This window comes from Micromonospora sp. NPDC049679, assembly GCF_040659735.1.
GTDB lineage: Bacteria > Actinomycetota > Actinomycetes > Mycobacteriales > Micromonosporaceae > Micromonospora_I.
This window is the reverse complement of the sequence record NZ_JBFANZ010000024.1, coordinates 57429-78885: the sequence shown is the minus strand read 5'-3', so window position 1 is coordinate 78885 and position 21457 is coordinate 57429. Positions and strand designations below refer to the sequence as shown.

The 21457-nt window shown below is 70.6% G+C and carries 22 protein-coding genes; 17 read left to right on the top strand and 5 right to left on the bottom strand.

The window, feature by feature from the left end:
• Window positions 1-85: 85 nt before the first annotated feature.
• From lepA to AB0J06_RS17380, 6 genes are all read left to right on the top strand, one after another.
• A complete protein-coding gene (lepA, locus tag AB0J06_RS17405; protein WP_357429577.1) occupies window positions 86-1969 on the top strand; it encodes a translation elongation factor 4 in 1884 nt (627 codons plus the stop codon).
• A gap of 2 nt (window positions 1970-1971) precedes the next feature.
• Window positions 1972-2481, top strand: a complete 510-nt coding sequence (locus tag AB0J06_RS17400) for an NUDIX hydrolase (RefSeq protein ID WP_357429575.1) — start codon at window positions 1972-1974, stop codon at window positions 2479-2481.
• A gap of 74 nt (window positions 2482-2555) precedes the next feature.
• Complete coding sequence (locus AB0J06_RS17395) at window positions 2556-2834, top strand: GlsB/YeaQ/YmgE family stress response membrane protein (protein WP_357429573.1); 279 nt, start codon at window positions 2556-2558, stop codon at window positions 2832-2834.
• A gap of 161 nt (window positions 2835-2995) precedes the next feature.
• The gene (locus AB0J06_RS17390; RefSeq protein ID WP_357429571.1) at window positions 2996-4288 is read left to right on the top strand and encodes a sugar ABC transporter substrate-binding protein; all 1293 of its coding nucleotides are present in this window, start codon (window positions 2996-2998) and stop codon (window positions 4286-4288) included.
• A complete protein-coding gene (locus AB0J06_RS17385) occupies window positions 4285-5274 on the top strand; it encodes a sugar ABC transporter permease (protein WP_357429569.1) in 990 nt (329 codons plus the stop codon). The genes AB0J06_RS17390 and AB0J06_RS17385 overlap by 4 nt, the downstream gene beginning before the upstream one ends.
• A complete protein-coding gene (locus AB0J06_RS17380; protein WP_357429567.1) occupies window positions 5271-6101 on the top strand; it encodes a carbohydrate ABC transporter permease in 831 nt (276 codons plus the stop codon). Before AB0J06_RS17385 ends, AB0J06_RS17380 begins: the two co-directional genes overlap by 4 nt.
• Window positions 6102-6208: 107 nt before the next feature.
• Here the strand turns inward: AB0J06_RS17380 and AB0J06_RS17375 are convergent, their stop codons facing one another.
• Both AB0J06_RS17375 and AB0J06_RS17370 read right to left on the bottom strand, forming a co-directional pair.
• Window positions 6209-7099: a hypothetical protein gene (locus AB0J06_RS17375; protein WP_357429565.1), complete on the bottom strand. Its 891-nt coding sequence runs from the start codon at window positions 7097-7099 to the stop codon at window positions 6209-6211.
• Window positions 7100-7240: 141 nt separating this feature from the next.
• Window positions 7241-8026, bottom strand: coding sequence for an enoyl-CoA hydratase-related protein (locus AB0J06_RS17370; RefSeq protein WP_357429563.1), 786 nt, complete (start codon window positions 8024-8026; stop codon window positions 7241-7243).
• Between the two features lie 17 nt (window positions 8027-8043).
• On the opposite strand from AB0J06_RS17370, the gene hemW reads away from it, so the two are divergent.
• Window positions 8044-9267: a radical SAM family heme chaperone HemW gene (gene hemW / locus AB0J06_RS17365; RefSeq protein ID WP_357429561.1), complete on the top strand. Its 1224-nt coding sequence runs from the start codon at window positions 8044-8046 to the stop codon at window positions 9265-9267.
• A gap of 49 nt (window positions 9268-9316) precedes the next feature.
• Here hemW and AB0J06_RS17360 read toward each other — a convergent pair whose 3' ends face one another.
• Window positions 9317-9973, bottom strand: a complete 657-nt coding sequence (locus AB0J06_RS17360; RefSeq protein WP_357429559.1) for a DUF4870 domain-containing protein — start codon at window positions 9971-9973, stop codon at window positions 9317-9319.
• A 226-nt stretch (window positions 9974-10199) separates the two neighbouring features.
• On the opposite strand from AB0J06_RS17360, the gene hrcA reads away from it, so the two are divergent.
• From hrcA to AB0J06_RS17345, 3 genes are all read left to right on the top strand, one after another.
• Window positions 10200-11222 (top strand): heat-inducible transcriptional repressor HrcA, encoded by a 1023-nt coding sequence (gene hrcA / locus AB0J06_RS17355; protein ID WP_357429557.1) that lies wholly within the window; start codon window positions 10200-10202, stop codon window positions 11220-11222.
• Between the two features lie 81 nt (window positions 11223-11303).
• Window positions 11304-12440: a molecular chaperone DnaJ gene (gene dnaJ / locus AB0J06_RS17350; RefSeq protein WP_357429614.1), complete on the top strand. Its 1137-nt coding sequence runs from the start codon at window positions 11304-11306 to the stop codon at window positions 12438-12440.
• 4 nt (window positions 12441-12444) lie between these two features.
• Window positions 12445-13188, top strand: a complete 744-nt coding sequence (locus AB0J06_RS17345) for a 16S rRNA (uracil(1498)-N(3))-methyltransferase (protein WP_357429555.1) — start codon at window positions 12445-12447, stop codon at window positions 13186-13188.
• 89 nt (window positions 13189-13277) lie between these two features.
• On the opposite strand, the gene AB0J06_RS17340 is transcribed toward AB0J06_RS17345, so the two are convergent.
• Entirely contained in the window at window positions 13278-14063 is a 786-nt protein-coding gene (locus AB0J06_RS17340) for a serine protease (protein WP_357429553.1), read from the bottom strand.
• A gap of 138 nt (window positions 14064-14201) precedes the next feature.
• Window positions 14202-14951 carry an SDR family oxidoreductase gene (locus AB0J06_RS17335; RefSeq protein ID WP_357429551.1) on the bottom strand — a complete coding sequence of 250 codons (750 nt, stop codon included), beginning with the start codon at window positions 14949-14951 and terminating at the stop codon, window positions 14202-14204.
• A gap of 74 nt (window positions 14952-15025) precedes the next feature.
• On the opposite strand from AB0J06_RS17335, the gene AB0J06_RS17330 reads away from it, so the two are divergent.
• From AB0J06_RS17330 to era, 7 genes are all read left to right on the top strand, one after another.
• Window positions 15026-15376 (top strand): histidine triad nucleotide-binding protein, encoded by a 351-nt coding sequence (locus tag AB0J06_RS17330; RefSeq protein WP_357429549.1) that lies wholly within the window; start codon window positions 15026-15028, stop codon window positions 15374-15376.
• Between the two features lie 101 nt (window positions 15377-15477).
• Window positions 15478-16851, top strand: coding sequence for a serine hydrolase domain-containing protein (locus tag AB0J06_RS17325; RefSeq protein ID WP_357429547.1), 1374 nt, complete (start codon window positions 15478-15480; stop codon window positions 16849-16851).
• 330 nt (window positions 16852-17181) lie between these two features.
• Complete coding sequence (locus AB0J06_RS17320; RefSeq protein ID WP_357429545.1) at window positions 17182-18240, top strand: PhoH family protein; 1059 nt, start codon at window positions 17182-17184, stop codon at window positions 18238-18240.
• A 17-nt stretch (window positions 18241-18257) separates the two neighbouring features.
• The gene (gene ybeY, locus AB0J06_RS17315) at window positions 18258-18725 is read left to right on the top strand and encodes an rRNA maturation RNase YbeY (protein WP_357429543.1); all 468 of its coding nucleotides are present in this window, start codon (window positions 18258-18260) and stop codon (window positions 18723-18725) included.
• Window positions 18722-20143: a hemolysin family protein gene (locus AB0J06_RS17310; protein ID WP_357429541.1), complete on the top strand. Its 1422-nt coding sequence runs from the start codon at window positions 18722-18724 to the stop codon at window positions 20141-20143. The genes ybeY and AB0J06_RS17310 overlap by 4 nt, the downstream gene beginning before the upstream one ends.
• On the top strand, window positions 20136-20522 hold the full coding sequence (locus tag AB0J06_RS17305) for a cytidine deaminase (protein WP_357429539.1): 387 nt from the start codon (window positions 20136-20138) through the stop codon (window positions 20520-20522). Before AB0J06_RS17310 ends, AB0J06_RS17305 begins: the two co-directional genes overlap by 8 nt.
• Complete coding sequence (gene era, locus AB0J06_RS17300; RefSeq protein WP_357429537.1) at window positions 20519-21454, top strand: GTPase Era; 936 nt, start codon at window positions 20519-20521, stop codon at window positions 21452-21454. Before AB0J06_RS17305 ends, era begins: the two co-directional genes overlap by 4 nt.
• The last annotated feature ends 3 nt before the right edge of the window (window positions 21455-21457 follow it).

Genomic DNA, 21457 nt, shown 5'->3' with positions numbered 1-21457 from the left:
GTTCCGGGGGGCGTGGGAGCATAGAGTTGGTCGGCGGCACCGCCGGCCGTTGTTCACCGCAGCCAGCCGACCAGAACGGACCGCCGTGCCACCCACGCTCGACCCCGGCGCGAACGCCCCCGGTGCGACCGCTTCCGATCGCCTCCGGAACTTCTGCATCATCGCCCACATCGACCACGGAAAGTCGACGCTGGCCGACCGGATGCTGCAGCTCACCGAGGTGGTCGACCCGCGGCAGATGCGCGCGCAGTACCTCGACCGGATGGACATCGAGCGCGAGCGCGGCATCACGATCAAGAGCCAGGCCGTGCGCATGCCGTGGACGGTGCGCGAGGGGGACCAGCGGGGCGAGCACGCCGTCCTGAACATGATCGACACTCCGGGACACGTCGACTTCACGTACGAGGTGTCGCGGTCGCTGGCCGCCTGTGAGGGCGCGGTGCTGCTGGTCGACGCGGCGCAGGGGATCGAGGCCCAGACTCTGGCCAACCTCTACCTGGCGCTGGAGAACGACCTGCACGTCATCCCGGTGCTCAACAAGATCGACCTGCCGGCGGCGCAGCCGGAGAAGTTCGCCGAGGAACTGGCGCACCTCATCGGCTGCCAGCCCGAGGACTGCATCCGGGTCTCCGGCAAGACCGGTATGGGGGTCGCGCACCTGCTCGACGAGATCGTCCGGCAGTTCAAGCCGCCGGTCGGCGACGCCGCGGCCCCGGCGCGGGCCATGATCTTCGACTCGGTCTACGACGTCTACCGGGGCGTGGTCACCTACGTCCGCGTGGTCGACGGGCGGATATCGGCGCGCGACAAGATCAAGATGATGTCGACCGGCGCGGTGCACGAGCTGCTCGAGATCGGGGTGATCTCCCCGGAGATGCAGAAGGCGCAGGCGCTCGGCGTTGGTGAGGTGGGCTACCTCATCACCGGCGTAAAGGACGTGCGGCAGTCGCGGGTGGGCGACACGGTCACCATCAACGCCCGTCCGGCGTCCGAGTCCCTCGGTGGCTACAAGGACCCCAGGCCGATGGTCTACTCCGGCCTCTACCCGATCGACGGATCGGACTACCCCAACCTGCGCGAGGCGCTGGACAAGCTCAAGCTCAACGACGCCGCGTTGAACTACGAACCGGAGACGTCGGGGGCGCTCGGATTCGGCTTCCGCTGTGGGTTCCTCGGGCTACTCCACCTGGAGATCATCGCGGAACGGCTGGAGCGCGAGTTCGGGCTGGACCTGATCTCGACCGCGCCCAACGTCGTCTACCGCGCCGTCCAGGAGGACGGCAGCGAGATCGTCGTGACGAACCCGAGCGAGTACCCGACGGGCAAGCTCGCCGAGGTCTACGAACCGATCGTGCGTGCCACGGTGCTGACGCCCAACGACTACGTGGGCGCCGTGATGGAGCTGTGCCAGGGACGGCGCGGCACGCTGCAGGGGATGGACTACCTGTCGGCCGACCGGGTGGAGCTGCGCTACACGCTGCCGCTCGCTGAGATCATCTACGACTTCTTCGACCAGCTGAAGAGTCGCACCAAGGGCTACGCGTCGCTGGACTACGAGCCCTCCGGCGAGCAGCAGTCCGACCTGGTCAAGGTCGACGTCCTGCTGCACGGCGAGCCGGTCGACGCGTTCAGCGCGATCGTGCACAAGGACAAGGCCTACAACTACGGCGTCACGATCGCGTCGAAGCTGCAGAAACTGATCCCCCGGCAGCAGTTCGAGGTGCCTATCCAGGCCGCCATCGGCAGCCGCGTGATCGCCCGGGAGACGATCCGCGCGATCCGCAAGGACGTGCTCGCCAAGTGCTACGGCGGCGACATCACCCGTAAGCGCAAGCTGCTGGAGAAGCAGAAAGAGGGCAAGAAGCGGATGAAGATGGTCGGTCGGGTGGAGGTGCCGCAGGAGGCCTTCATCGCCGCCCTCTCCACGTCGGACGGTGGCGACGGCAAGGCGGCCGGCGGAAAGAAGTGACGGTGCGCGCCTACGGCAGCGTCGCCTCGTTCTGTCCGCGCTGCGCGGCCCCGCTGTCGGAGGCTCCGCCGACCCGCTGCGCCGCGTGCGACTACTCGCTCTACGTCAACGCCCGTCCGACGGGAAGCCTGATCGTGCTCGACGGGGATCGGTTCCTCGCGTTGAAGCGGGCGGCCGAACCGCGGTCGGGGCTGTGGGAGACGCCGGGCGGCTTCTGCGACGGCTGGGAGCATCCCGCCGACGCCGCGGTGCGCGAGGGGCGCGAGGAGCTCGGCGTCGAGGTCACTCTCGGCGACTTCGTCGGGATGTACGTCGGCAGCTACGAGTTTCAGGGCGAGACGCTGCCCGTACTCGACTGCTTCTTCCTCGCGACCATCGAGCACGGTGACATCACGTTGGACCCGGCGGAGTCGTCGGACCTGCGGTGGTTCGCGCTGCGCGACGCGCCGCCGCTGGCGTTCGCGACCATGGACGCGGCGATCCGAGAAGTCCGGCAACGTCTGGGGCGGTAATCCGGTTTGGATTTTCCGGGGGCCGGGAATTTACCGGTCACACACGAAAACGTGAACCCCCGGAGGAGAACGACATGACTGTCACCGGCATCATCACCGCCCTCATCGTTGGTCTCGTCATCGGTGCCCTGGGCCGTCTGGTCATTCCGGGCAAGCAGAACATCCCGATCTGGCTCACCATGCTGATCGGTGTGGGCGCTGCCCTGCTCGGCACCGTGATCGCCCGCGCGGCCGGCCTCGCCACCACCGACGGCGTCGACTGGACCGAGCTCCTCATCCAGGTCGTGCTCGCGGCCATCGGTGTCGCCATCGTCGCCGGTGTCGGCGGCCGTCGCGGCGTCAGCCGTTACTGATCCTCGCCACTGCCTCTAGGGGGCGCCTGACCGACTGGTCAGGCGCCCCCTACGCTTTCTGCCGGGCGAGGTCCGCGGCCCGCACCCTCTGTCGTAAAGGAAATTTACCTACTATCGTGCGGCGCAGTAGGTAAATGCCAGACGGTGCGAGGAGAAGTGGCGTGAGAACCTGGAGAGGGCTCGTCCCGTTCACCGCCGTGGCGGCCTCGGCCGCAATGCTGCTCAGCGGATGTGGCGGCGGCTCGGACGCCGACAAGGCGGTCGACAACAGCAAGTTGACCGTCTGGATGATGGGCGACGGCGGGGCGGCGCAGACGGCGTTCCTCGACGGCGTCGAGACCGAGTTCAAGCAGAAGCACCCTGGCACCGACGTGGTCGTGCAGTACATCCCGTGGCTCGAGGCGCCGAAGAAGTTCCAGGCCGCGCTCGCCGGTGGGGACGGACCGGACGTGACGGAGCTGGGCAACACCGAAACCCAGGGCTGGGCCGAGCAGGAGGCGCTCGCCGACCTGACCGGCCGGATGGGCAGCTGGTCCGAGGGGAAGGACATCCTCCCCGATCTGGTGAAGAACGCGCAGCTCGACGGCAAGCAGTACGGCGTGCCGTGGTACGCCGGCGTCCGCGCGATGTACTACCGGACCGACTGGTTCGCCGAGGCCGGCGTCAAGCCGCCGACCACCTGGGACGAGCTGATCGCCGCCGCCAAGGCGGTCCAGGCGAAGAAGCCCAACACGTACGGCATCGCCCTGCCGGGTAACTCCGAGCTCCCCTTCTACTCCCTGCTGTGGTCCGCCGGCGCGGAGATCGCCACGAAGGACGGCGACGCCTGGAAGTCCGGCTACAACACCCCGGAGGCCAAGCGGGCGGTCACGTTCTGGACGGAGCTGGTGACCAAGCACAAGGTCGCCCCGCCGGCCGCCGCCGGGTGGAACGAGCTCGACGCCCGTACGCAGTTCGCGACCGGCAAAGCGGCGATGGCCTTCGCCGGCAGTTGGCAGCAGGGCGCGATGAAGAAGGACAACCCCGACATCGAGAAGGTGTGGGGCACGTTCCCGATCCCCGGCCCGGACGGCAAGCCCGCGCCCGCCTTCGCCGGTGGGTCGGACGTGGCGATCTGGAAGGACAGCAAGCGGCAGGATCTCGCCTGGGACTACCTGACGGTGCTGCTCAAGAAGGAGAACGACCAGAAGTTCGCCAGCAGCCTCGGCTTCTTCCCGGTCTACTCCGACCTCGTGGCCGGTGGCAGCTACCGCAACGACAAGATCATGGCCGCCTTCGCCGCCACGATGCAGAACACCAAGCTGACCCCGATGACGCCGAAGTGGGTCGAGGTGAGCCGGACCAAGACGGTGACCCAGGCGATGAACAGCTCGGTCATGAAGGGCCAGAAAACGGTCGAGCAGGCGACCGCCGAGGCCGCGACCGAGATGGAAAGCATCCTCAACGCCAAGTGACCACCCTGACCACGCCATCCCGGGGCGCCGCCGCGCGGGACACCACCCCCGCGCGGCGGCCCCGAAGGCGGGGGAGTCCCCTGCCGTACCTGCTGCTCCTGCCCGCCCTCCTGGTCATCGCGGTGCTGCTGCTCTGGCCGCTCGGCCAGGTCGTCGCGATGTCCTTCCACCAGCTGGGGATCCGGCAACTCCGCGGCGACCGGGAGTGGCCGTGGGTGGGTCTCGGCAACTACGCCGAGATCCTCGGTGACCCCTTCTTCCACACCGTCCTGCGCAACACGGTGCTCTTCGCCGCCGCCAACGTCGTGCTCACGATGATCCTCGGTACCCTGGTCGGCCTGCTGCTCAACCGGCTCGGTCGGCGGATGTCCACCTTCGTCGGCAGCTGCGTGATGCTCGCCTGGGCCACTCCGGCGCTGACCGGCACGATCGTCTGGAAGTGGCTCTTCGACGACACCAGCGGGCTGGTCACCTGGCTGTTCAACCAGCTCCCCGACGGGCTGTCGCAGGCCCTGTTCGGCCGCGCCGACTGGAGCGGATACGGCTGGTTCAACTCGCCGCTCACCTTCTTCTCCGTGCTGACCCTCGTGGTGGTGTGGCACTCCTTCCCGTTCGTGGCGGTCAGCGTGCTGGCCGGACTCAAGAGCGTCCCCGCCGAGCTGCACGAGGCGGCGCGTGTCGACGGCGCCGGGCCCTGGCGGGTCTTCTGGTCGGTGACGTTCCCGCTGCTGCGACCGGTCTTCGGCATTCTCGTGGTGCTGTCGACCATCTGGGACTTCAAGGTCTTCACCCAGCAGTACGTCCTCGCCGGCGGGACCCAGGACCGCTCGACGTTCATGCTCTCGATCTACTCGTACTCGATGGCGTTCTCGCCCCCGCCGAAGTTCGGCCTCGGTTCGGCCATCGCGGTCATCCTCACCGTGATCCTGCTGGTCGTGACCGGGTTGTACGTGCGGATGGTGCTGCGGCAGGAGGAGGAGTCGTGAAGCGTTTCGCCCTCAACGCCGTCGGGCTGCTGGTGGCGCTCTTCGCGGTCTTCCCGGTCTTCTGGATGATCTCCACCTCGCTGAAGCCCAACAGGGAGATCTTCTCGGCGACGCCGCAGCCGGTGCCGCGCGAACCGACGCTGCAGCACTACCGCAACATCCTGAGCGGCGACCTCATCCCCGGGGTCAGCTTCACCGACTTCTTCATCAACAGCGCGATCGTCGCCATCGCGACCGTCCTCCTCAGCGGACTGTTGGCGCTGCTGGCCGCGACGGCGGTGGCCCGGTTCCGATTCCGGTTGCGTACGGCGTTCCTCGTGATGCTGCTGGTCGTGCAGATGATCCCGCTGGAAGCGCTGGTGATCCCGCTCTTCCTGATGATCCGTCGCCTCGGGCTCTACAACCAGTTGCCCGGCCTGGTCCTGGTCTACCTCGGCTTCTCGTTGCCGTTCGCGGTCTGGATGTTGCGGGGTTTCGTCGCGGCGGTGCCGCGTGAGCTGGAAGAGGCGGCGGCGATCGACGGGGCCACCCGGTGGCAGGCGTTCTGGCGGATCCTGTTGCCGCTGGTCGCGCCGGGGCTGGTCGCGACCAGCATCTTCTCGTTCATCACCGCGTGGAACGAGCTGATCTTCGCGCTCACCTTCATCAGCACCGAGGACCGCTATACCCTGCCCGTCGCGATGACCTATTTCTTCGGACGCGACGACACCGCCTGGGGCCCGGTCATGGCGGCGTCGACGCTGCTGACGCTGCCGGTAATGATCTTCTTTGTGCTGGTGCAGCGCCGGATGGTCTCCGGCCTGGTCTCCGGCGCCGTCAAGGGCTGAGGGAAAGGACAGGGTCTCGCCGGATTGGGCGACGAACTGCTGCAGCGCCGCGACGGCCGGGTAGGGACGTGGATCAGTGTGCCGGGCAGGTAAGTGTTTCCGCGCGATCAGCCCTCGGCGAAGACTTCGGCGGTCACCTGCTGCGTGCCGGTGGTCGCCCCAGTGCCGATCTTCGCCCAGATGCCGTCCTTGGCCGTCCACTCGAGGTCGCCGAAGCGCACCCGCTTCACTCCGTGGTCGCTGGCGTGCGAGACGAGCCAGTGCGCGTACCGCCAACCCGAGCGGCTGTTGGCGGCGGAGACGGTGACGCCGGTCAGCTCAGTGGGGGTCGCCGTGTCCAGGTTGCCCCAGTCGAGCAGGAGCCCGTTGGCGAGTGCGGAAGCCGCGGCGGTGCCACGCATCGCCGGCTCGCGCGCCACCGTGCAGGCCACCGCCTCCGCGGCGTCACCGAGCAAAGCCCGACTCAGCACCCGCGATTCGTCGGCCCACTGCTCGTACGCCTCGGGAAACGCCGACCGCTGCACCGTCTGGGCCGCATCGGTGACCCGCATCTTCTCCCAGCCGCGCACCTTCTTGAGCGCGGCGTAGAAGGTGTTCGTCGCGTAGCGGGTGTCGCGGATCTCTTCCACGCTGCCCCAACCCTGACTCGGTCGCTGCTGGAACAGGCCGACCGAGTCGCGGTCGCCGCCCGCCAGATTCTCCAGCTTCGACTCCTGGAACGCGGTCGCGAGCGCGACGATCACTGCCCGTTCCGGCATCTTGCGCTGCATGCCGATCGCGGCGATCGTGGCGGCGTTCGCCATCTGCTCGGCGTTGAGGGTGACCGTCCGGGTGCCCCCGGGCGAATCGGGGATCTCGGCCCGGACGGTGCAGGTGCGGGTCGCCCGGGGCAGCGGCAGGTGCGCGCTCAACTGGCGCAGCACGATGTAGACCCCGACCACGGCGATCAGCGCCAGTGTCACGGTTACCGCCACCATCGCTCGAGTACGCACCGTCACCCCCACGTCAGTCCTGAATCAAGCCTACGCCCGATTGGCCGGATGGCATGCGCGGCTGGGGCGTTTCGCGCCCCGTACGGCGTTATCGCCTCCTTGACCGGTACGGGGAGCATTGCGACGCAGGAGTTTCGTCTGATCCATTTAGGCCGGTGGAAGCCACGACGGGGACCGCTTCTCGCGGAACGCCAGCACGCCTTCGCGCCCCTCCTCGGAGAGGAAATACCCGGTCGACAGAGCGGCCAAATCAGAAACCTCTTCACGCACCGTAGCCGCCGGGTGGCGTCGTAGCAGCTCCTTGGCCCCGGCGAGCGCCCGCGGTCCGCCGCGGACCAGCGCCGCGCAGTAGTCCCGCACCGTATCGTCCAGCGCCTCGGCGGGTGGCGCCGCCGTGACCAGACCGATCTGTTCGGCCCGCCGCCCGTCGAACGTCGCCCCGGTGAGGTAGAGCTCGGCCGCCGCGCGCGGCGCCAGCCGGGGCAGCACGGTGGCCGAGATGACCGCCGGGATCACCCCGATGCGCACCTCGGTGAAGGCGAAGGTGGCGTCCTGCGCGCAGACGGCGATGTCGGCGGCGGCGATCAGGCCGAGCCCGCCCGCCCGCGCCGGCCCCGCGACCCGCGCCACCACCGGTTTCGGGCACTCCCACACCGCCGCCAGCACGTCACCGAGCATTCCGGCGGGCACCGTGCCGGAGGCGTACGCCGCCGCGGTCTCCTTCAGGTCCGCGCCGGAGCAGAAGACCGGGCCGGCGTGCGACAGCACGATGACCCGTACGGCGGGATCCTCGACGGCCGCCCGCACTGCGCTGAGCAGTTGCGTCATGAGCGGGGTCGACAGCGCGTTGCGGTTGTGCGGACTGTCCAGGGTGAGGGTGGTCACGCCGTGGTCGGTGGCCACCCGGACGAGCTCGTCGGCGTCGGAGGTCATGCGGGCACACTAGTCGTATGCCAGGTGTCCTTCCCGATGGTGAACCCGTGCCCACCGACGGGTCGCTGCCGGTTGCCGCGCGCGCCGCAGTGGGCCAGCGGGGGTTCGGTGTCTACGTCCACGTGCCGTTCTGCGCCAGCCGTTGCGGCTACTGCGACTTCAACACGTACACCGCCTCGGAGCTCGGCGGCGGGGCGAGCCGCGAGGGGTACGCGGACGCCGTCCTCGCCGAGCTCAAGCTGGCCGCCGGGGTGCTGGGTGACGCCCCGCCGCGCCGGGTGGACACCGTCTTCGTGGGCGGCGGCACCCCGACCCTGCTGCCCGCCGACGATCTCGCCCGGATCCTCGACGGCATCGACGCGACCTGGGGGCTCGCCGCCGACGCCGAGGTCACCACGGAGGCCAACCCGGAGTCCGTTTCGCCGGCATCGCTCAAGACGCTGCGCGCGGCCGGGTACACCCGGATCTCGCTGGGCATGCAGTCCGCCTCGCCCGGCGTGCTCGCGCTGCTCGACCGGCGGCACACCGCCGGCCGGGCCGTCGCCGCGGTCGGCGAGGCACGGGACGCCGGTTTCGACCACGTCAACCTCGATCTGATCTACGGGACGCCGGGGGAGAGCGCGGAGGACTTCGCCGGGTCCCTCGCCGCGGTGATCGCCGCGGGGGTCGACCACGTCAGCGCGTACGCGCTGATCGTGGAGGACGGGACGCGGCTCGCCGCCCGGATGCGCCGCGGTGAGCTGCCGTACCCGTCGGACGACGTGGCGGCGGACCGCTATCTCGCCGCGGAGGCCGCGCTGCAGGCGGCCGGCTTCTCCTGGTACGAGGTGTCGAACTGGGCCACCTCGCCGGACGCCCGCTGCCGGCACAACCTGCTCTACTGGACCGGCGGCGACTGGTGGGGCCTCGGCCCGGGAGCGCACAGCCACGTCGGTGGGGTGCGCTGGTGGAACGTGAAACACCCGAGCGTCTACGCCGAACGCGTGGCGGCCGGCGCGTCGCCGGGGCAGGCGCGGGAGGTGTTGAGCGCCACCGACCGACGGGTCGAGGACGTGATGTTGCGACTGCGGCTCGCGTCGGGGCTGCCGTTGGACGTGCTCGACGAGGCCGGCCGGGCGGGTGCGGCGCGGGCCCTCGCCGACGGGCTGCTGCAGCGGTCCGGGTACGCCGCCGGGCGCGCGGAGCTCACGCTGCGCGGGCGGCTCCTCGCCGACGCGGTCGTTCGCGACCTGCTGCCCTGAGCGCGGCGCATCCGTGGCGGGACCGCGTGCCGGCCCCGCCACGACTCGCCTACTTGATCCAGGAGACCGTCATCGGGTAGCGGTAGAGCTGCCCCTCGTTGGCCCGGACCCCGCCGATGATGCCGAAGATGATCGGCACGAGCGGTACCAGGAACAGCACCATCGGGATCACCAGCCAGAAGAGGCAGCCGCCGAGGGCCAGCGAGACGAACGAGACGATCGACCAGAGGATCTGGAAGTTGAGGGCGGCCACCGCGTGGGCCCGGACCGTCGGCGACTGCTGCCCCTTGGCGAGCAGCGCGATCAACGGTGCGACCCAGCCGAGGGTGCCCCAGCTGATCAGCGCGCCGACGGCGCCGCCGAAGTGGGCGATCAGCGCCCAGGTCTTCTCGTCGTTGTCCGCGTAGCCGCTCGGGATCCCGCCGGCGCCGTAGTAGCCACCGGCTGGCGGGTAGCCGCCGCCGGGCGGCGTGCCGTACGGCGGGGGAGGCGGGTAGCCGGCACCGGGTGGTGGGTAGCCGCCACCGGGCGCCGGCGGTGGGTAGCCGCCACCGGCCGGTGTGCCGTACGGCGGTGGCGGCGGGTAGCCGGGAGGGCCGGACTCGCCGGACGTGGGGTGGGACCCGGGGCCCGGGGGTGGAGACGTCGGGTGCGGGGGTGTGGCACCGGGATCGCCGTCTCCGAACGGGCGAGGTGGCTCAGTCATGAAAATCACCGTAGGGGCCGGCATCAACGGATGCGAGGTAACACTCGGACCGCCGCGCTGATCGGGGCTTTCAGCACTCGCACCGTCTCGGATACAGCTACCGCGTACCGTATTTGTCCGGCATATACTGCTCCACCGGCAATGTGATCATCGCTTCCGCCTGGTCGCCGACGTATGCTGGCACTCGCTACAGTCGAGTGCCAGCGTAGTGCGCGAGGAGGTGGAGATGGGTCTCGACGACCGGAAACTCGACGTGCTCCGTGCCATCGTCGAGGACTACGTTGCGACCCAGGAACCGGTCGGCAGCAAGACGCTCGTCGAACGGCATCAGCTCGGCGTGTCGCCCGCCACGGTGCGCAACGATATGGCCGTGCTCGAGGAGGAGGGCTACATCCGGCAACCGCACACCAGTGCGGGCCGCGTCCCGACCGACCGCGGCTACCGGCTCTTCGTGGACCGCCTCTCGCGGGTGAAGCCGCTCACCCCGGCCGAGCGCCGGGCGATCGAGCGTTTCCTGGTCGGCGCGGTGGACCTCGACGACGTCGTGCACCGCACCGTACGGCTGCTCGCGCAGCTCACCCGGCAGGTCGCCGTCGTGCAGTACCCGAGCCTGGCCCGATCCTCGGTCCGTCACCTGGAGCTGGTGCCGATCTCCACCACCCGGCTCATGCTCGTCATGATCGCCGATACCGGTCGGGTCGAGCAGCGACTGGTCGAACTCCCCGGCCCGGTGCCGGCCGACGACATCACCGACCTGCGCCGCCTGGTCAACGAAAAGCTCGGCGGCAAGCGTCTCTCGGACACCCCGCCGCTGGTGCAGGCGCTGGTCGAGGAGGCGGTGCCCGCCCTGCGGCCGGCGATGGCCACTCTCGCCTCGGTGCTGCTGGAGACCCTCGTCGAACGGCACGAGGAGCGCATCGCCCTGGCGGGTACGGCTAACCTGACCCGGGGTGGCGTCCTCGATTTCCAGGGCTCGTTACGCCCGATCCTCGAGGCGCTCGAGGAGGAGGTCATCCTGCTCAAGCTGATCGGTGAGGTGGAGCCGAGCACGCTTCGGGTGCGCATCGGCGACGAGAACGAGTTCGACAACCTCCGGTTGGCCTCCGTGGTCAGCACCGGTTACGGACCGGGCGCCACCATCGTGGGTGGCCTCGGTGTGCTGGGGCCGACCCGGATGGACTACCCCGGCACCATCGCCACGGTGCGTGCCGTGGCACGCTACGTGGGCGACCTGCTGGCCCAGAACTGACCCGCCGGCTCGGCACCGACCACCGGCGGACTGCCCACGCGAGACTGACATCGCGCGACTGACATGAGGACACGGAACGCAGTGGCCAAGGACTACTACGGGATTCTCGGCGTGAGCCGGGAAGCCTCCGACGACGAGATCAAGCGGGCCTACCGGAAGCTGGCGCGCCAGTTCCACCCGGACGTCAACCCGGATCCCGAGGCGCACGAGAAGTTCAAGGACATCAACGCGGCGTACGAGGTCCTCTCCGACGACCAGAAGCGGCAGATCGTCGACCTGGGCGGAGACCCTCTCGCGCCGGGCGGCGGTGGCGGCCCGGGCGGGCCCGGCGCCGGCCCGTTCGTCGGCTTCCAGGACATCATGGACGCGTTCTTCGGCGGCGCGGGCGGCGCGTCCCGCGGGCCGCGGCCGCGGACCCGGCCCGGCGCCGACGCGATCCTGCGTCTGGAGCTCGACCTCAACGAGACCGCCTTCGGCGTCGAGGCGCCGATCACCGTCGACACCGCCGTGGTCTGCACCACCTGCTCCGGCGCCGGCACGGCCGACGGCACCCACCTCGCGACCTGTGAGGCGTGTGGCGGGCGGGGCGAGGTTCAGTCGATCCAGCGCACCTTCCTCGGTCAGGTCGTCTCCTCCCGCCCCTGCACCGTCTGCCAGGGCTACGGCACGGTCATCCCGCACCCCTGCCCGACCTGCGCGGGTGACGGCCGGGTCCGCACCCGCCGTTCGCTGACCGTCAAGATCCCGGCCGGGGTCGAGGACGGCATGCGGATCCGCCTCGCCCAGCAGGGCGAGGTGGGCCCCGGTGGCGGCACCGCCGGTGATCTCTACGTGGAGATCCACGAACGGCCGCACGACGTCTACTCCCGCAAGGGCGACGACCTGCACTGCCGGGTCACGGTTCCGATGACCGCGGCGGCCCTGGGCACCCGGTTGACCATCAAGACTCTCGACAGCGAGGAACCGGTCGACGTCAAGGCCGGCACCCAGCCGGGCGCGACGCTGCGGCTGCGCGCCCGGGGCGTGCCACACCTGCGCGGCACCGGTCGCGGCGACCTCTACGTGCACCTCGACGTGCGCACGCCGACCAAGCTCGACGCCGACCAGGAGCGGACGCTGCGCGAGTTCGCGAAGACCCGCGGCGAAGAGGTGGCCGAGCTCAGCAAGCAGGGCGGCTTCTTCTCCCGGATGCGCGACGCCTTCAACGGCCACGCCTGACCCGGTGAGCGCACCGCTGTTCCTGGTCGGGTCGCTGCCGTCGGGCGACACCTACACCCTCGGCGGGGCCGAAGGTCACCACGCCGCCACCGTGCAGCGGTTGCGGGTGGGGGAGGAGTTGCTCCTCGCCGACGGACGCGGTGGCAGCGCGACGGCGGTGGTCACCGCCGTCGGCCGGGGCCACCTCGATCTGTCGATCCGCTCCCGCCGGCACACCGAGCCGCTCCACCCGCGCCTCGTCGTCGTGCAGGGGATCGCGAAGGGCGACCGGGGCGAACTCGCCGTGCAGGCGATGACCGAGGTCGGGGTCGACGAGATCGTGCCCTGGGCGGCGGCGCGGTCGGTGACGCAGTGGCGCGGTGACCGGGGCGCGCGCGCCCGGGACAAGTGGGCGACGACCGCCCGGGAAGCGGCGAAACAGGCCCGTCGCGCCTGGCTGCCGGTGGTCGCCGGGTCCGCGTCCGACCCCGACGAGTCGACTGCGGCGGTGACCCGCCGGCTCGGCGCCGCCGCGGCGGGCTTCGTGCTGCACGAGGAGGCGGAGACCCGGTTGTCGACCGTGGAGCTGCCCGACCAGGGGGAGATCGTTCTCGTGGTGGGGCCGGAGGGTGGCATCGCCCCCGCCGAACTCAAAGCGTTCGAGGCGGCCGGCGCGCGGTCGGTGCGCCTGGGCGAGGCGGTGCTGCGCACATCGACGGCGGGGGTGGCCGCGCTCGCCGTCCTCTCGGCCCGGCTCGGCCGATGGTGACGATCACGCCGCACGCCGGCACCGTCAGGTAGAGACGGCGCCGCCCCGCCCGAACGGGTCCGGGCGGGGCGGCACGGGCGGTACGGCAGCTACAAGCCCGCGGCGGCGGAGGCGATGGCCGAGGCGAACGTGCTGACCTCCGTGTAGACGCCGGGGTAGTTGGGGCGGGCGCAGCCGTTGCCCCAGCTCACGATGCCGACCTGGATCCACGCGTTGGCGGCGTCCCGGCGGAACATCGGGCCACCGGAGTCACCCTGGCAGGTGTCGACCCCGCCCTGCGCGTAGCCGGCGCAGATTTCCTCGTTCGGGACCAGATCCGGGTACGACTGCCGGCAGCTCGCGTCGCTGACGAACGGCACCTGCGCCTTCAGCAGGTAGCGCTGCTGTGCGCCGCCCTCCCGGTTGGCGCCCCAGCCGGCGACGGTGAAGGTGCCGCTGTTGTACGCCGTCGTGGTCGCGATCTTCAGCGTCGGGAGGCTGACCGGGCTGGCCAGCTTGATCAGCGCCCAGTCCTTGCCGGTGCCGTTGTACCCGGGCGCGCGGTAGACGTAGGTGGACTTGCGGGTGATCCGGGTCGACGACTGCAGGTCCACCGACCCCATCGTCGCGGTGATACTGGTGTTGGCGCCCGTCCTGCTCACGCAGTGGGCGGCCGTGATCACGATCTGCGTCGTGTAGAGGGCGCCGCCGCACCCCATGGAGAGCCGCACCATCCAGGGGAACTCGCCTTCCGCGGCTCGCGTGCCGCCGACGACGAACGGCGTGACCCCCGGGTCCGGGGCGGCCGCGGCCGGCGACGCCACGGCGACCGCGCCGAACGACATCGCGGTCAGCGCGGCCGCCGCCGCGCCGAGCAACTTCTGCCAACGAACCATGGCTCCTCCAGCGGGGGCGCGACGTGCCCCACGGGCACGCCGACGGATCAGTGCCGGCAGCGTACGAAGCGCGATAGAGCCATGACAATATGTCGATGCCATACCAGTTGCGTCATAGCGACCCGACGTGGCGCGGGCTCAGCTGCGCAGGTAGGACGCCCCGTTGAGATCGATGATCGTGCCGGACGCCCACTCCGCCTCCGGCGAGGCGAGCCAGTGCACCGCCGCGGCGATCTCGTCGGGGCGGGCGACGCGGTTGAACGGGCTCTGCGCCCGGATCTCGGCGCCGCGTGCGGCCTTGAGGTGCTCGTTGGTCATGTCGGTCTCGACGAAGCCGGGCGCCACGGCGGCCACCGCGATGCCGTACGGGCCGAGCGCCACCGCGAGCGACTGGGTCAACGCGTTGAGCCCCGCCTTGCTGGCGCCGTACGCCGGCTGGCTCGGCTCGCCCCGGAACGCGCCCCGCGAGGAGACGTTGACGATGCGACCGCCGCGCTCCCGCATGTGCCGCGCCGCGCACCAGATCGCGTTGGCCGCGCCGACCAGGTTGGTGTCCAACGTGCGCCGCCACTGCTGTTGCCACTGCTCGTACGACGTCTCGAGGACCGGGTGGGGCTGGTAGACGCCGGCGTTGTTGACCAGCACGTCGAGCCCGCCGAGCCGATCGGCCGCGCCGTCGACCATCTGCTGGACCGCGGCCGGGTCGGTGAGGTCGGCGCGGACCACCACGTGCCCCTCGCCGGGCAGCGACGCCGTCAACTGCTCGGCGAGGGTCGCCGAGTCGCGGTGGTGTACGGCGACCCGGTCACCGCTGGCGGCGAATGCCGCCGCGACCGCCCGTCCGATCCCCCGGGAAGCCCCCGTCACCAGCACCGCTCGTCCCGTCACGCGCTCCATCATGCCCGGTGCGGGCCGTCGGCGGTGCGTGACGCCCCGCCGGGGACGCGCCTACCATGCCTGGGGTGAACATTGACTGTGTCTTCTGCCGCATCGCGGCCGGCGAGATCCCGACGACCGTGGTGCGCGAGACCGACACCACGCTCGCGTTCCGTGACCTGGCGCCGCAGGCCCCGGTGCACGTCCTGGTGATTCCGAAGGAGCACTACGCCGACGTGGCCACGCTCGGCCAGGCCGATCCCCAACTCGCCGGTGAGGTGCTCGCGACGGCCGCCGCCGTGGCCGAGTCCGAGGGGCTGCTCGCCGACGGCTTCCGGCTGATGTTCAACACCGGCGCGTACGCCGGCCAGGAGGTGTTCCACGCGCACGCGCACGTGCTCGGCGGTGCGCCGCTCGGCCCGATGCTCGTTCGCTGAGGTTGAGCGGTGTGGTGGGGCCCGGTGTTGTCCACAGGCGATGACACGGGTCCTTCCGCTCGCCGCCGGTATCCTGCTGGTGATCTTGAAGGGGGAGCGGAATGGGTGACGCCGGCCGCGGGCTGGAACGGATGGTGCGGCAGACGCAGGCCGAGGCGCGGATCCCCGCGCTCTCCGCGGCGCTGCACCGGGCCGACCGTCCGCTGTGGAGCTGTGCGGTGGGCGGTTCGGGCAACGACAGCCCGCTCAGCCCGGAGAGCCAGTTCCGGATCGGCTCGGTGACGAAGACGTTGACCGCGGTCCTCGTCATGCAGGCCCGCGACGACGGCCTGCTCGACCTGGACGATCCGGTCGGGCGCCACCTCGACGTGCCCGCGCACGGCGAGCTGACCGTGCGGCGGCTGCTGTCGCACACCTCCGGGCTCCAGCGCGAGCCGTACGGCGACGTGTGGGACACGCTGCGCGCGCCGGACACCGACCAGCTCGTCGCCGACCTGGTCCGCGCCGAACGGGTGCTGTCCCCGGCCCGCCGCTACCACTACTCCAACCTGGGTCTCTCGCTGCTGGGCCACGCGGTGGCCCGACTGCGCGGCGGCACCTGGGCCGAGGTCCTGCAGGACCGGATCCTCACTCCGCTCGGGCTCACCCGCACCACGGTCCGGCCCGATCCGACGGCGGTGACCGGATTCCTGGTCGACGCGTACTCCGATCACGCCCGGCCGGAGCCGCCGGCCGACTTCGGCGCGGTCGCGCCCGCCGGGCAGATCTGGAGCAGCGCTCCCGACATGGCGCGGTGGGCGGCGTTCCTGGCCGACCCGGCCGCGCTCGACCCCGGTGCCGAGGTGCTGCGACCGGCGACGCTCGACGAGATGCGCTGGCCGTTGACGGTCACCGACGAGTCGCTGTGGGTGGGCGGGTTCGGGCTCGGCCTGATCCTGGTGCCGCAGGGCGACCGGGTGCTGCACGTCGGCCATGACGGGGCGATGCCCGGCTTCCTCGCCGGCGTCTACGGCCGTCGGGGCGGGGCCGGCACGGCCGCGGCGATGGGCTGCGCCGTGCTGGGCTCCTCGGGCACGGCCGTCGCGACGATCGAGTTGCCGCACCGGCTGCTCGCCGCCGCGGTGCAGGAGGACCCGGCCGACATCGTGGCCTGGACACCCGGGGAGGCGGCTCCGGCGGCCTATCGCTCGGTGCTGGGACGCTGGTGGGGCGAGGGCTTCGAGTACGTGTTCTTCTGGCGGGACGGGGCGCTGCGGGCGCGGGGCGCGGACGACCCGGCCGGGAAGCCGCCGTCGGTGTTCATGCCGCTGCCGGATCAGCCCGACGTGCTGCGGACCGTTTCGGGGCGGGAGGTCGGCGAACTGCTGCGGCTCACCCGTGACGAGGCGGGGACGGTGGTCCGGATGCACTGGGCCACGTACCGGATCACCCGGACGCAGGAAACCTTCGACGGCGTCACCGTCAGCGAGCCGTGACCTCCGGCGGTCAGGGCGTACGGGGCGTTCGGCATGGTTCTAATGTCCGCTTTGCTGCTGATCGACTGAGCTCGCCGCGCTGGTCGATCAAGGACCTTCGCGTCGATCAAGGGCCCGTTCACACGAGTTGATCTCCACCCGTGTGAAAATGACCTTGATCGGCGAGGGGAGCGGGCCCGAGGACGGGGTACAGGACCAGGGTGCGGGCGCGCGGAAATGGACGCGGTGCGCCCGGCGTTGAGCCGATACGATGGAACAATCGTCCGCTCGCCGCGCACAGCGCGCGGCACCGAGATCGAGAGCAGGTGGCGTAGGCCCACGGGCCGACCTATGACCGGCACTCCTCCTCCCGGCCCCGCCCGGGTGCAGACCAGGATCACGGTTCCTGATCCGCAGATCATGGTTAACCTCCTTGGCGCAGGTGACGAGATCCTGCGGCTGGTCGAGCGATCGGTCGACAGTGACGTCCACGTGCGCGGCAACGAGATCACCATCACCGGCGCTCCCGCGGACAACGCGGTCGCAGAGCGCCTCTTCAGTGAGCTGCTCGAGCTGATTGAGAAGGGCGAAACACTGACCACCGACGCCGTCCGGCGAACCGTCGGGATGCTCGAGCAGGGCACCACCGAGCGGCCCGCCGATGTCCTCACCCTCAACATCCTGTCCCGGCGCGGGCGGACCATCCGTCCCAAGACGCTGGGTCAGAAGCGCTACGTCGACGCGATCGACGCCCACACCATCGTCTTCGGCATCGGCCCCGCGGGCACCGGTAAGACCTACCTCGCCATGGCGAAGGCCGTCCAGGCCCTGCAGGCCAAGCAGATCAGCCGGATCATCCTGACCCGGCCGGCGGTCGAGGCGGGGGAGCGGCTGGGCTTCCTGCCCGGCACCCTCTACGAGAAGATCGACCCTTACCTGCGTCCGCTCTACGACGCCCTGCACGACATGCTCGACCCCGACTCCATCCCCAAGCTGATGGCGGCCGGCACGATCGAGGTGGCCCCGCTGGCGTACATGCGTGGACGCACGCTCAACGACGCGTTCATCATCCTCGACGAGGCGCAGAACACTACGCCCGAGCAGATGAAGATGTTCCTGACCCGGCTCGGCTTCAATTCCCGGATCGTCGTCACGGGTGACATCACCCAGGTCGACCTGCCCGGGGGCACCACCAGCGGGCTGAGGATCGTCCGGGACATCCTCGCGGGTGTCGAGGACGTCCATTTCGCGGAGCTGGGCAGCTCGGATGTCGTGCGGCACAGGCTCGTCAGCGAAATCGTCGACGCGTACGCCCGCTACGACGCCGAGCGTGAGGCCGAACAGGGCCAGGGCGTCCACGCCGTGCCGGGCCGGACCGCTCAGGGCGGCCGCGCCAACCGGCGCCGATAACCAACCGGGGGATTTAGTTGTCCATCGAGATCGCCAACGAGTCCGGGCTCGACGTCGACACCGACGCCGTGCTCGCCGTGGCCCGCCACGCGCTCGGCGAGATGGGGGTCAACCCCCTCGCCGAGCTCTCCATCCTGCTGGTGGACGTGGAATACATGACGGAGCTCAACCACCGCTGGATGGGCGGTGAAGGCCCGACCGACGTGCTCGCGTTCCCCATGGACGAGGGGAGCGTCGACCACGGGCCCGGCGAGGTGAGCTCGGGCGAGCCCGGCCTGCTCGGCGACATCGTGCTCTGCCCGGAGGTCGCCGCGAAGCAGGCGGCCACCGCCGGGCACACCCCCGCGGACGAGCTGCACCTGCTGACCGTGCACGGCGTCCTGCACCTGCTCGGCTACGACCACGCCGAGCCCGATGAGGAGCGCGAGATGTTCGCGTTGCAGGCCCGGCTGCTCACCAGCTGGCGGGCTGCGCAGACACAGTGACCGGGGAATTCGCGGCGACGCCGCTCGCCGCCGTCGATGTGGCGTCCGGCCTGCCCGACCTGCAGCTGCTCGTCTTCGCCGCGGGGCTGGTCGTGCTGGCCGGCATCGTCGCGATGACCGACGCCGCGCTGGTCGCGGTCTCGCCGGCCCGCGCCGCCGAGTTGGCCCGCGACGGGGTCCGCGGGGCGAGGCCGCTGCAGATCGTCGCCTCCGACGTCGTCCGCCATCTCAACCTGCTGCTGCTGCTGCGACTGCTCTGCGAGCTGACCGCGACGACGCTGGTGGCGCTGGTCGCCGTCGACACCTTCGGCGCCGGCTGGACGGCCGCCCTGGTCACCGCCACCGCGATGACCGTGGTCAGCTTCGTCGTGGTCGGGGTCGCGCCGCGTACGCTCGGCCGCCAGCACGCCTACGCCGTCGGCCGGATCACCGCGCCGCTCGTGCGCGGGCTGGGCCGGGCGCTCAATCCGCTGGCCTCGCTGCTGATCCTGATCGGCAACGCGGTCACACCGGGTCGCGGCTTCCGCGAGGGCCCGTTCGCCACCCAGATCGAACTGCGTGAGCTGGTCGACCTGGCTGAGCAGCGCGGCGTGGTGGAGCACGGCGAACGGCAGATGATCCACTCCGTCTTCGCGCTCGGTAACACCATCGCGCGTGAGGTGATGGTGCCGCGCACCGAGATGGTCTGGATCGAGTCGGACAAGACGCTGCGCCAGGCGCTCGGCCTGTTCCTGCGGTCCGGCTTCTCCCGCATCCCGGTCATCGGGGAGAACGTCGACGACGTGCTCGGCATCGTCTACCTCAAGGACGTGATCCGGCGCCTGCAGGGGGGAGACCCCGCGGCCAACGCCCTGCCGGTCGTCCAGTTGATGCGTGAGGCGATCTTCGTCCCGGAGTCGAAGCCCGTGGACGACCTGCTCTCCGAGATGCAGGCCGCCCGCACCCACCTGGTGATCGTCGTGGACGAGTACGGCGGCACCGGCGGCCTGGTCACGATCGAGGACATCCTCGAGGAGATCGTCGGCGAGATCACCGACGAATACGACGTGGAGCGCCCGCCCGTGGAACGGCTCGACGACGGGGCGGTACGCGTCACCGCCCGGCTGCCGGTCGAAGATCTCGGTGAGCTGTTCGACGTCGAGTTGCCCACCGATGAGGTGGAGACCGTGGGCGGGCTGCTGGCCCAGGCCCTGGGCCGGGTGCCGATCCCCGGCGCGACCGCTACGGTAGGCGGGTTGCGACTCGTCGCCGAGGGCACCACCGGCCGGCGTAACCGCGTCGATTCGCTCCTGGTGCGCCGCAGCACCGCCGAGGACGGGTCCGACGACGAGATGTCGGACGGCTCGGCCCCGGGTGACGTGTCCGGTCCGCGCGCATACCAGAGCTGGTCAGAGGAGAGGCAACCCGCTGATGCCTGAGTCATCCACCGCACCCGTCGGGTCGTCGGCCGCGCCGGTGCCCGCCGAGTTGAGCGCCGAGGACGCCAAGCTGGTGACGCTGGCGCGGGGCGCCCGCGCCCGGATCGGGGCGATCGAGGGGGCCGCGGTCCGCGACCAGGACGGGCGGACGTACGCGGCGGCGAGCGTCTCGCTTCCGTCGCTGACGCTCACGGCGCTGCAGCTTGCGGTGGCGTCCGCAGTCGCCGCCGGCGCCACCCGGCTGGAGGGCGCGGCCGTGGTCACCGAGGCCTCCACGCTCGACGGCGCCGGTCACACCGCGGTCCGCGATCTGGCCGCCGACGTCCCCGTCCACGTCGCCGCCCCGGACGGCACTCTGCTCGGTACGGTGGTGGAGTGAGCGCGCGCGGCGAGCGCAACGCCCCGGTCACGGCTCCCGCGCGGCAGGACGCCCCGACGTACCGGGCGGGTTTCGCCTGTTTCGTCGGACGACCCAACGCGGGCAAGTCGACGCTGACCAACGCGATCATCGGCCAGAAGATCGCGATCACCTCGAACAAGCCGCAGACGACCCGGCACATCATCCGCGCCGTCCTGCACCGCCCGGATGGGCAGCTCGTCCTCGTCGACACGCCCGGACTGCACCGACCGCGGACCCTGCTCGGTGAACGTCTCAACGATCTCGTCCGGCAGACGTGGAGCGAGACCGACGTCGTCGGCCTCTGCATCCCGGCTGACGAGCCGATCGGTCGCGGCGACCGTTTCATCACCGGCGAGATGGCCGAGCTGAAGGCGACCGTGCTGGCCGTGGTCACCAAGACGGACCTGGTCGACCGCAAGCGCCTGGCCGAGCAGTTGCTCGCGGTGAGCGAGCTCGGTGACTTCGCCGAGATCGTGCCGGTCAGCGCCGTCTCCGGTCACCAGGTCGACACCCTGGTCGAGGTGATGACGCGCTACCTGCCGCCCTCGCCGCAGCTCTACCCCGACCACATGCTCACGGAAGAGCCGGAGCAGGTGCTGATCGCGGAGTTGATCCGGGAGGCGGCGCTGGAGGGGGTCCGCGACGAGCTGCCGCACTCCATCGCGGTGGTGGTCGAGGAGATGCAGCAGGAGGGCTCGGTCACCAAGATCTACGCGGACCTCTATGTCGAGCGCCCGAGTCAGAAGGCGATCGTCATCGGGGCGAAGGCCAGCCGGCTCAAGTACGTGGGCACCCGGTCCCGGCAGGAGATCGAGACGTTGCTGGGCAGGCGGGTCTATCTCGACCTGCACGTACGGGTCGCCAAGGACTGGCAACGCGATCCGAAGCAGCTTCGCAAGCTCGGCTTCTGACAC

Excerpts from the sequence above, each read along its gene's own strand:
- AB0J06_RS17395 (WP_357429573.1), top strand. The coding sequence starts at position 2,556 with ATGACTGTCACCGGCATCATCACCGCCCTCATCGTTGGTCTCGTCATC.
- AB0J06_RS17370 (WP_357429563.1), bottom strand. The coding sequence starts at position 8,026 with ATGACCTCCGACGCCGACGAGCTCGTCCGGGTGGCCACCGACCACGGC.
- hemW (WP_357429561.1), top strand. The coding sequence starts at position 8,044 with ATGCCAGGTGTCCTTCCCGATGGTGAACCCGTGCCCACCGACGGGTCG.
- AB0J06_RS17360 (WP_357429559.1), bottom strand. The coding sequence starts at position 9,973 with ATGACTGAGCCACCTCGCCCGTTCGGAGACGGCGATCCCGGTGCCACA.
- hrcA (WP_357429557.1), top strand. The coding sequence starts at position 10,200 with ATGGGTCTCGACGACCGGAAACTCGACGTGCTCCGTGCCATCGTCGAG.
- AB0J06_RS17340 (WP_357429553.1), bottom strand. The coding sequence starts at position 14,063 with ATGGTTCGTTGGCAGAAGTTGCTCGGCGCGGCGGCGGCCGCGCTGACC.
- AB0J06_RS17325 (WP_357429547.1), top strand. The coding sequence starts at position 15,478 with ATGGGTGACGCCGGCCGCGGGCTGGAACGGATGGTGCGGCAGACGCAG.
- AB0J06_RS17320 (WP_357429545.1), top strand. The coding sequence starts at position 17,182 with ATGACCGGCACTCCTCCTCCCGGCCCCGCCCGGGTGCAGACCAGGATC.
- AB0J06_RS17305 (WP_357429539.1), top strand. The coding sequence starts at position 20,136 with ATGCCTGAGTCATCCACCGCACCCGTCGGGTCGTCGGCCGCGCCGGTG.